This is a genomic window from Chryseobacterium arthrosphaerae, assembly GCF_001684965.1.
GTDB classification, from domain to species: domain Bacteria; phylum Bacteroidota; class Bacteroidia; order Flavobacteriales; family Weeksellaceae; genus Chryseobacterium; species Chryseobacterium arthrosphaerae.
Map to the genome: position 1 here is coordinate 260,318 of NZ_MAYG01000031.1, position 10,515 is coordinate 270,832.

The 10,515-nt window shown below is 36.4% G+C and carries 9 protein-coding genes; all 9 read left to right on the forward strand.

All coding sequences use genetic code 11. The features are described from left to right. Position 1: 1 nt before the first annotated feature. Positions 2-2,500: an exopolysaccharide transport family protein gene (locus BBI00_RS22125; RefSeq protein ID WP_065400999.1), complete on the forward strand. Its 2,499-nt coding sequence runs from the start codon at positions 2-4 to the stop codon at positions 2,498-2,500. A 213-nt stretch (positions 2,501-2,713) separates the two neighbouring features. After that, positions 2,714-3,604, forward strand: a complete 891-nt coding sequence (porG, locus tag BBI00_RS22130) for a type IX secretion system protein PorG (RefSeq protein ID WP_065401000.1) — start codon at positions 2,714-2,716, stop codon at positions 3,602-3,604. Between the two features lies 1 nt (position 3,605). After that, positions 3,606-4,355, forward strand: coding sequence for an isoprenyl transferase (locus tag BBI00_RS22135; RefSeq protein WP_065401001.1), 750 nt, complete (start codon positions 3,606-3,608; stop codon positions 4,353-4,355). Between the two features lie 27 nt (positions 4,356-4,382). Further along, positions 4,383-6,917: an outer membrane protein assembly factor BamA gene (gene bamA, locus BBI00_RS22140; protein ID WP_065401002.1), complete on the forward strand. Its 2,535-nt coding sequence runs from the start codon at positions 4,383-4,385 to the stop codon at positions 6,915-6,917. 9 nt (positions 6,918-6,926) lie between these two features. Then, positions 6,927-7,481, forward strand: a complete 555-nt coding sequence (locus tag BBI00_RS22145) for an OmpH family outer membrane protein (protein ID WP_065401003.1) — start codon at positions 6,927-6,929, stop codon at positions 7,479-7,481. Between the two features lie 66 nt (positions 7,482-7,547). Beyond that, entirely contained in the window at positions 7,548-8,051 is a 504-nt protein-coding gene (locus BBI00_RS22150) for an OmpH family outer membrane protein (RefSeq protein ID WP_065401004.1), read from the forward strand. A 70-nt stretch (positions 8,052-8,121) separates the two neighbouring features. Next, on the forward strand, positions 8,122-8,607 hold the full coding sequence (locus BBI00_RS22155; protein ID WP_065401005.1) for an acyl-CoA thioesterase: 486 nt from the start codon (positions 8,122-8,124) through the stop codon (positions 8,605-8,607). 52 nt (positions 8,608-8,659) lie between these two features. Continuing rightward, positions 8,660-9,532 (forward strand): dTDP-4-dehydrorhamnose reductase, encoded by an 873-nt coding sequence (gene rfbD, locus BBI00_RS22160; protein ID WP_065401006.1) that lies wholly within the window; start codon positions 8,660-8,662, stop codon positions 9,530-9,532. Then, positions 9,529-10,206 (forward strand): hypothetical protein, encoded by a 678-nt coding sequence (locus tag BBI00_RS22165; RefSeq protein ID WP_065401007.1) that lies wholly within the window; start codon positions 9,529-9,531, stop codon positions 10,204-10,206. Before rfbD ends, BBI00_RS22165 begins: the two co-directional genes overlap by 4 nt. The last annotated feature ends 309 nt before the right edge of the window (positions 10,207-10,515 follow it).

Genomic DNA, 10,515 nt, shown 5'->3' on the forward strand with positions numbered 1-10,515 from the left:
TATGATTCCAGGAAAAGATACACAAGTAGGAAAAAACGAAGCCCTGAAAGAAAAGTATGGGTCGTTTGCATTGTTTGATATAGAACACTTTTTAAGAAGAATCCTTAAAAACTGGTATTGGTTTGCTTTTATGCTGCTTATTGGGTATGCCATTTCTTGGGTGTACAGTAAATATTATGCGCAGAACATATATGCTTCCAACCTGTCTTTAAGTATTTCCAATAATACTTCAAGTTATTTCACCCCGAACCAGTCTATTAACTTTATCTGGGGCCAGGGAGGAAATCAGGATGGAGTTTATCTGAAGAAAATGCTTCTTTCCAGATCACATAATGAATTTTTGGTGAAAGAATTAGGGCTTTTTGTCAATTACTCTACTAAAGGAGTAATTAAATCTACCTATCTGGATAAGAATGATTCCCCTATTTTTCTTGAAATTGACAAGAAACATCTTCAGCAGATCAATTATCCTATCACGCTGATACCAAAAGGTAATGGCGCCTATGAAGTGATTTTGCCGGAGGAAGGCCAATCTACCAATCTGTATAGCTATGAGAGCGAAGGCTTTCAGAATATTAATGCTTACGCAAGACCTGCGAATAAGATTATTAAAATAAATGAATGGTATACCTCCCCTAATCTGAGATTTAAGTTGGTTCAGAACCCTGTACTTCCGAATATTAAACTTGATAACATTATTGTAAGTTTAAGCTCGGTTAATCAGGGAGTTAATGATATTGTATCTACCGTAGGTGTGGATTTTGATAAGGAGATTTCCACGATCATGATCATTACTAAAAAAGGGTACAATCTTAACAGTACTGTAAACTTTTTGAATAAATCTGTCAATGAATTACAGAAAAAAAGACTTGAAGACAAAAACATTGTCAATAAAAATACAGAAACTTATCTGCAGGGTAACCTGGATAATATTCGTAAAAAATTAGATTCAAGTGCTGCGGTTCTGAATTATCTGAAAACAACGGAAAAGCTTTATAACATTAAAGACAGAGACGAAAAATCTCTGGAAAAAATAAAAGAGCTTGAAGGGAAAAAAGCGGATATCCTAAGCAAGATCAATTCCCTGGATAACATCAGAAATACACTTCAGTCACAGAATTTTGAGAAGATGATTGCCACCAATGCCGCCGGTTTTGAAGATGGAATGTTTACCGCTACCATTGCAGAACTTAAAGCGCTGTATGCAAAAAGACAGGAAATGGCAACAATTTATAAGCCTTCGTCAGAACCTATGAAAGAGATCAACAGGCTCATCAACGAAGCAAAAATGGGCTCGTCCGGCAGTCTGAGAAATTATTACACAAAATATTATGATGAAATCAGCAAAATAGACCGTGCGGTAGCCGATGCCAATTTAGATTTAGCCTCTTATCCTGAAAAAGAAAGAAAATATCTGGATGCAGAAAGAGGATATAATATCATTGAGGCTACCTATAATAGCTTGTTGGGAAGACAGAATGAAACGCAGCTGAACGTAGCAACCAATAAATCTGATATTACGGTGATAGACCCGGCCAAAAACCTAGGGCAGGGACCAATTGCTCCCAATATCAAAATGGCTAAAATAGCTATTATTTCAGGGATGTTGCTCCTTCCTTTGCTGTTTATTCTGATTGGTGAGCTATTGGATAATAAGATTAGAAATATTAAAGAGCTGCTTGGAGCTACAAAAATTCCACTTCTTGGGGTCATTGGCAACAACAGTAATGAAAGTATGCTTACTGTTCTTGAGCAGCCGAAATCATCCGTATCTGAAGCCTTCAGGGGAATCAGAGCCAATATAAGATTCCTGATGAATAACGAAGATGATAAAGGAAAAGTAATCCTGATAACATCATCTATCGGAGGAGAAGGAAAAACTTATATTTCCATCAACCTTGCTTCTGTAATAGGATTGAGTGATAAAAAAACGATCCTCCTGGGGATGGACCTTAGAAAGCCGAAAATTTTCGGAGACTTCAAAATCGATAATAAATATGGTATATCCAATTATCTGACTGGGGAAGTAAGCATTGATCAGATCGTCAATAAAACCAAAATTCCTAATCTGGATGTGGCTACTTCGGGACCTATTCCGCCAAACCCTTCAGAACTGTTGATGAGCCAGAGAAATATTAACTTTATTGAGGAATTGAAAAAAATCTATGATTTCATTATTATAGATTCCCCACCGGTAGGTCTGGTAGCCGATTCCTATGAGCTGATGAAATATTCTGATGCCAACGTCTATGTTGTGCGCCACGAATATACAGAAAAGTATATGCTGAAACTTATTACAGAGAAGTATCATAATGATGAAATCAGCAATTTAGGTCTTGTTTATAATGATTATACTACAAAACAGGGATATGGCTATGGGTACGGTTATGGTTACGGCTATGGCTACGGCTACGGATATTTCGATGAAGATAAGAATTATAAAGAACCGTTACTGATCAGAATCAGGAATAGAGTACAGAGATTCTTTAACAAAAAATAAAGCATTAAACCTCCATTTAATGGGGGTTTTTTCATACTCTGTCTATTTTCATAGTATGAAAAAAAGAATATTTTTGACACTTTGCCGTTTACTTTATAACAAATTATGTTTTTTTGTTTATTTTTAACTAAACATTAAGATTATCATTAATATAAAAATGTTTTATATTTGCAAAAATTAAATTTTAAAATAACCATAAATCCATATTCTTTTATGAATAAAAAATTATTGTTTAGCTTCCTTGCCTTCCTTGGAGTGGTAAGTGTAAAAGCACAAAGAAACGAATTGGGAGTTCGTCTAGGGATGAGTAACCTAGTGGGAGATGTAGGAAGGACAAATTATATTTTACAAAAGCCGTTGGATTTAAACAGAGTATCAGATTGGGGATTCCCCTTTTATGGAGGTGTGTTATACAGATTTAATTTTAACCCGCATCAGACTGTTAGATTGGATTTAGGATATAACCAGATTCAGTTTAGCGATAAAGCGGCAAAAGAAGATTATAGAAGAATTAGAAACTCATTTGGGAAAAACAACGTGTATGAGGCAAGCTTAATGTTCGAATACAATTTTTTCCCGGTAAACAATGAGCAGATAAGTATGGTAAGTCCTTATATCTTTGGAGGTATCGGTGCTTTAATGTTTGATGCACCTAAAGCAACTCTTGTTCATGATTTCAGAAGAGATGCTGACGGGGTAGCGCTGGCTCCGATCAATGAATTGGACTATAAAACCACTGCTGATTATTCCTTAGGGAAAAAAGTAACCATGCATCTTCCTTTTGGGGTAGGTTTGAAATATAAATTCAACCATACCTGGGCTATATTTGCGGAAGCTACTTTCAGATATACCCTGACAGATCAGCTGGATCACAGTAAGATACTGGAAAAAGATGTGAAAACCTCTTACAATACAGATATCTTAGACCCTGCTACCGGAGCTTCATTATTGCAGTCCGGAAGCTATTATGCAGTTTCTAAAGAAAGAGAACAGGAGTTTATTAATAAGAGAAATATTGGAGATGGAAAGTCCAAAGACTGGATGAATACATTCAGTTTGGGACTCACGTATTCATTCGGAAGACCTCCATGTTATTGTGAATAATATGTCGTTGATTAAAGATAAAATAAATTCTGAGAATTTACCAAAACACGTAGCCATCATCATGGATGGTAATGGAAGATGGGCAAAATCTCGTGGCGAAGAAAGAACCTTCGGTCACAAAAATGCCATTAATGCTGTAAGAAATGCGATTAATGCCTGTAATGAGATCAATATCCCCTATTTAACACTGTATACATTTTCTTCAGAAAACTGGAGCCGTCCTACTGAAGAAGTGAATACACTTATGAATCTGCTTGTAGAAACACTGCTGCTTGAGGCAGAAGAGATCTTCAGCAAAGGATTGAGAATGCATGTAATAGGAAATCTTGAAAAATTACCTGCTCTGGTAAGAGAACAATTGCAGCGTGTGGTAGATCTTACAAAAGAAAACACAAAAGGAAACCTTGTATTAGCGATTAGCTATGGCTCACAAAATGAAATCCTGAACGCCGTAAAGAATATAAGTGCTGATGTAAAAGAAGGAAAAGTAGACATAGAGAATATTGACGAACAATTATTCGAAAATTACCTTTATACCAAAGATTTTCCTCCTGTAGACCTGTTGATCAGAACCAGCGGGGAAATTAGAATCAGCAATTTCCTACTTTGGCAGATCGCTTATGCGGAATTACAGTTTTTAAACGTTCTATGGCCGGACTTCACCAAAGATATCTTCTTCCAGTGTATTGTTGATTATCAAAACAAAGAAAGAAGATACGGAATGACCGGAGAGCAGATACAAGGCCAATAAATTTAAAGAAAAGAAAGACTCGATAAAATGAAGTTTAGACTATTACCCATCATTATGTTTGCTGCTTCTGCACATTTTTATGGACAAGTAACTCCACAAGACAGCACAAAAGTAAATAATGCTGTACACGCAGAAAATGAGGCAGGCACCTATACGCTTAAAGACATCGTTGTAGATGGGGTAAAAAAATACACACCAGCTCAGATTCTGAGATTTACAGGATTGACCAAAGGTGAAAGTGTAGACATTCCGGGACAGAAAATCAGTAATGCTGTTAAAAAGCTTTGGGATACCCAATCCTTTTCTGAAGTGGAAGTTTATGTTCAAAGCATTGAAGGGCAGACTGTAGTCTTAAGGTTTTACCTGGAAGACCTGAAAGAACTTGGTGAAGTGAAATTTACAGGAAAAGGCATTGGTAAATCTAAAAATGAAAAATTGGCTAAGGATAATAACCTTAAGCCGGGAACCAAGATCACTCAAAACCTGGTATCAAGTCTGAAGACCAATATCCCGAAAGACTATATCAAGAAAGGTTTTGCAGATGCCAAAATCACCATTCAGGATAAAGTAAATGCAGGAGATCCGGCGTTAGTAGACTGGACGATCAATGTAGATAAAGGGAAAAGAATCAAAATCGATCATATTGAATTCGAAGGAAACGAAAATGTGACCGATAGCAAACTTAGAAACAAAGCCTTTAAAGAAACCAAACAAAAACGTTTCGGAATCGGTGGTATTCTTAAATCTTCAAAATTCATCGAAGATAAATATCAGGAAGATAAACAGAGTCTTATCAGTTATTACAACTCCTTAGGGTATAGAGACGCCAAGATCGTTTCAGATTCCGTGTGGAGAAATAAAAGAAACAACTACGAGATCAATGTAAAACTGAACGAAGGTAAAAAGTATTATATCGGTGATATCACATTCACCGGGAATACGGTGTATGCTACAGAATATTTACAGAGATTATTAGGATATAAAAAAGGAGATATTTACGATGCGGTAGGATTCAACAAAAAAGTTGGTGAAGACGGTGGTAAAGAAGATGATTCCGATATTAAATCCGTTTACATGAACAACGGTTATCTTTTCTCCAACGTAACACCTGTTGAAAAATCAGTAAATGGTGATGCGGTAAACCTGGAGATCAGAATTAATGAAGGAGAGCAGGCCAGCTGGAATAAAGTGACATGGCAGGGAAATACAACCACTCATGACCACGTAATTCTCAGAGCACTGAGAACAAAACCGGGTGAATTATTCAAGAAGACCGAAATCAAAAGAACATATTTCGATCTTGCGGGGATGTCTTTCTTTGACCCTCAGCAGATCGGACAGGATATCCAGCCCAATCAGGCAGATAATACTGTAGATATCAACTGGAAGCTCGTAGAAAAAGGATCTTCCCAGGTGCAGTTACAGGCCGGATATGGAGGGAACAGCTTCATTGGGACGTTAGGACTTACGTTCAATAACTTCTCATTAAAGAACTTCCTGAAGTTTAAAGACTTTAAACCGGTACCTCAGGGAGACGGGCAAACTTTCTCCATTCAGGTTCAGGCCGGGCAGTATTTCCAGAACTATGGAGTTTCATTTACAGAACCTTGGCTATTTGGTACAAGACAAACATCCCTGTCTGTTAGTTTGAATAACTCAAGAGTAAGATATTCAGACCAGTACGGATATGCTCAGAAACTGAATATTTTCTCTGCATCAGCAGGTCTGAACAGATTGTTGAACTGGCCGGATGATTATTTCTCATTATACACCGGTCTTCAGTTCCAGAAGTACGACTTTAATAACTATCCGTTCCAGTTTGGGGATACTACAGAAAATAACGGTTCTGCCAACAACTTTAGTATCAACTTGGGATTAAGCAGAAACTCAGCCGGGATTGACCCTATTTTCCCTACTATGGGATCCAATGTAGAGCTTTCCGCAAAACTGACTCCGCCATATTCATTGTTTGGTAAAAAAGATTACGATGCGATGAAACCTGTTGATAAGTATAAGTGGATGGAATTCTATAAGATCAAGTTCAAAGCAGATGTTTATAACGAAATCATCGGTAAACTTGTATTGAGATCCTCTGCAGAAATGGGATTCATGGATGGATATAACAGTAAACTGGGAGCACCGCCATTTGAAAGATTCTATATGGGAGGTACAGGACTTTTCGGAGGTAGATATGACGGTAGAGAATTGATTCCGTTAAGAGGATATGAAAATGCCTCAACTGAAGGAGGTCTTGCAGAAGACATTACCCAAAGAGGTGGGGGAACAATCTATAACAGATTTACTTTAGAATTAAGATATCCGATTTCAATGAATCAGACAGCAAAAATCTATGCATTGACATTTGCTGAAGGAGGTAACGTATGGAATTCATGGAGTTCTTACAGTCCGTTCCAGCTGAAAAGATCAGTAGGGATAGGGGTAAGAGTATATATGGGTGCATTTGGATTAATCGGATTCGACTTTGCACTTGGATTAGACAAAACGATATCAGGAGAAAAATCAGGATGGCGTAACCACTTCCTGATGAACCAAACTTTATAATGATACAATATGAAGCACTTTAAAATAATTTTCGCATTCGTATTACTCTTATCCTTCGGATTGGGCAATGCTCAGAAAATAGGAGTAGTGGATACCAATGAGATTTTGAATAAATTACCTCAGTATAAAGAAGCTGAGGCGAGGCTCAATGCTCAGATTGATACCTGGCAGTCCGAACTTCAGAATCTGCAGACAGAATACGAACGTAAAAAAGCAGCATTTGAAAGTGAAAAAGTATTGTTGATTGGAGATCAGCTCAAACTGAGAGAAAAAGAAGTTGTAGATCTGGATAAAAATATCAAAACAACGACCAGTTTACGTTTTGGAGCCAATGGTGAAATCACAAAGCTCAGAACGAATCTTGTTCAGCCGTTTCAGGATCAGATCTGGGGAGCTATCAAAACAATGTCTGAAAAAAATGGATTGGGCATAGTTCTTGATAAAAGCAATAACATTAGTGTTATTTTTCTTCAGGGAAAATATGATTACACAGAAAAAGTGTTGACTATTTTATTGAAAGGAACGGATAAGAAGGAGAAAACAAGTAATAAAAGTAAAAAGTAATTTTTAAAATTAACTTTTACTTCAATTTAAAATCTAAAAACAAATTAAATTATTTATTTACCAATTATGAAAAAATTAAGTGTATTATTTGCAGCAGTGATGATGGTTGTATCGGTAGGTATGGCGAAAGCTCAAAAAATTGCTACTTTAGATGTATTGGGAGTTCTTAATGCTATGCCTGAAAAGAAAAAAGCAGATGCTGACCTTAAGACATTCTTAGATACAAAACAAGCTGAGATTAAGAAGAAAGCAGATGCAGGACAAGCTAAATTAAAGCAATATACAGAAGAAGCACCTAAGAAAACTGCAGACGAAAACAAAGCTAGAGAAGCAGAATTACAAAAAATTCAGGAAGAAATAGCTCAAATGCAGGAAAAAGCTCAAAAAGATCTTCAGGCTAAGCAAGAAGTAGTGTTCGGTCCTATTGAGAAAAAATTAAATGATGCTGTAGAAAAGGTATCTAAAGCAAACGGATACGAGTACGTTATGGATGCAAACTCTCCTGCGTTCCTTTACAAAGCCGGAACAGATGCAACAGCAGCGGTAAAGAAAGAGCTGGGAATTCAATAATTTCTGCAAATTAACAAAGATTTATAAAACCAACCGTCTCTATTAGAGGCGGTTTTTTTATTTTTGCGGAATGGAAAAAGAAGTATCAACGACGGTAAAAGTCAGATTTAGTGACTGTGATCCGATCGGACATTTGAATAACGTGAAATATCTGGATTATATGTTTAATGCCAGAGAAGATCATGTAGAAACCTTTTATGGATTTACCTATGAGGAGTATACCAAGAAAACCGGTTGTACATGGATCGCCATTCAAAACGAAATTGCCTATTTAAAAGAAGTAAGATACAATACGCAGGTAGTGATCAGCAGTAAAACCATCGATATACAGGACAGAACTGCCAAAGTGGAAATCTTAATGAAAAGTCTGGATGAAAAAACAATTCATGCCGTGCTTTGGGTAACTGTTATTTATTTTAATGTAAAAACAAGAAGATCCGAAGTACATCCTGAAGAAATAAAAGAAATATTTGATAAATTTTATGTGGATTTAATACAGAAAGATTTTCAGTCAAGAGTTAAGTTTTTAAGATCTCAAAATGCAAAGAACTCTTAAGGACGTTTCACAAAAGAATCTCTTGATCAATTAAAAATTAATAATATAATAAATGAAAAAAATAGCAGTAATAGGAAGTAATGGACAGTTGGGAAACTGTATTCGAAAGATAGCCCCTGATTTTGAGCTTGATTACGAATTCATATTCACAGATTCGTCTGTATTAGATGTTACAGATGAAAGCCAGGTCAATGATTTCTTTTACAATAATAAACCTGATTACTGTATCAATGCTTCAGCGTATACGGCAGTTGATCTTGCCGAAACTGAAAAAGATAAAGCTTTTGCAGTAAATGCTGATGGAGTGGCTTTCCTTGCCCAGGCCTGTGCAGATTATAAAGCTGTTTTGATCCATGTTTCTACAGATTATGTATTTGACGGAGATACCAATCTTCCCTATTCAGAAGACGATTTTACCAATCCTATAGGAGTATATGGTGCTTCCAAGAGAAAAGGAGAGGAGCTTGCCCTGGAAATAAACCCTCACACAATTATTCTGAGAACCTCATGGCTATACTCTGAGTTCAATAAGAATTTTGTGAAAACGATGCTAAACCTTTTCGCTCAGAAAAACGAATTGGGAATTGTGGCTGATCAGTATGGGCAGCCTACAAATGCCAATGACCTTGCAGAAGCAATCATGGAAATCATTCAGACCCCGGAAAAGACCTATGGAATATTTCATTTTTCAAACTATCCGGAAACAACCTGGTTTGAATTTGCCCAAAAAATTGCAGAATTTTCAAAATCTTCTATAAAACTGAATCCTTTAACCACAGAACAGTACCCGACACCGGCAAAAAGGCCTGTGAGAAGTACCATGTCTCTGGATAAAATTGAAGAGACTTATAAAATAGAACCTAAACATTGGGAGAACAGCCTTGAAGAATGTGTTGAAACACTTGCACAATCTAAACTGATATGAAAAATATAGCCATTATCCTTTCCGTATTGTGTGTACAGCTTTGGAATGCCCAGAATGTTTATCTGTCCAAGGTTGAAAAAACAAATGACAATAAAGATAAATTCCTTTATAAAAAAGAAGATGCAGCTGCAGATGCTGTTTATTTAGGAGAAGTGGAAGTTCAGGGTTTTTCAAAAGATGACGCAGCAGTATTCTCCATGATCTATAAAAAAGCAAAAGAAATTGGTGCCAATACATTTACTGTGAAACCTTTTGAAAATGTTGACGGAACTCCACTGCCATTCAATGCGGCTAACTATAAGATTGCATTATATTATACACCGAAAGAAAACCTGGATGCTCAGCGTGGTGAGATGTATATATTTGCATCTTCAGATAAAGACCAGAAAATAAGCATCAATAGACAGACCTATACTGTTTCTCCAAGATCATTTTTAAAACTTAAGACTGTTCCTGGAGAAGTGTATACCATTTCAACCAGAAAACTTTTAGGATCCACCATCAAAATCCAGCCGAAAGCAGGTGACGAAACAGTTTATTTTCAAATTTCATCCTTAAAAGTAAAATCAGATACGTCCGGTACAGGAGGTTTAAATCTAAAATCAGGAGATATTATAGGACTTGAAAAATCTTATGCAGAATTTTTAAGCTCGATTTATAAAGAAGAGAAGTAATAGATACACTATATAAATAACGAATACCCGGTATAATTGTACCCGGGTATTTTTATTTTGATTAAAAATCTGCTAATCTGCTCCTAGCTTTTTTATAGTATTATTTATCAGCACTCAGGCTATTGTAAGAAAATAGTAAATATAATATGACCTCCCGGGAAAATCAATACACGGACATACAGTATTCAATAGGAACGGGCTTTAGCCCGTTCTCATCAAAAAGAATAAATTCCATTGGCTTTAGCCCAAACTTAGAAACACAAATCACCACACGCAAAGTATATCCACTCCCTTTGTCATACCGCAGGC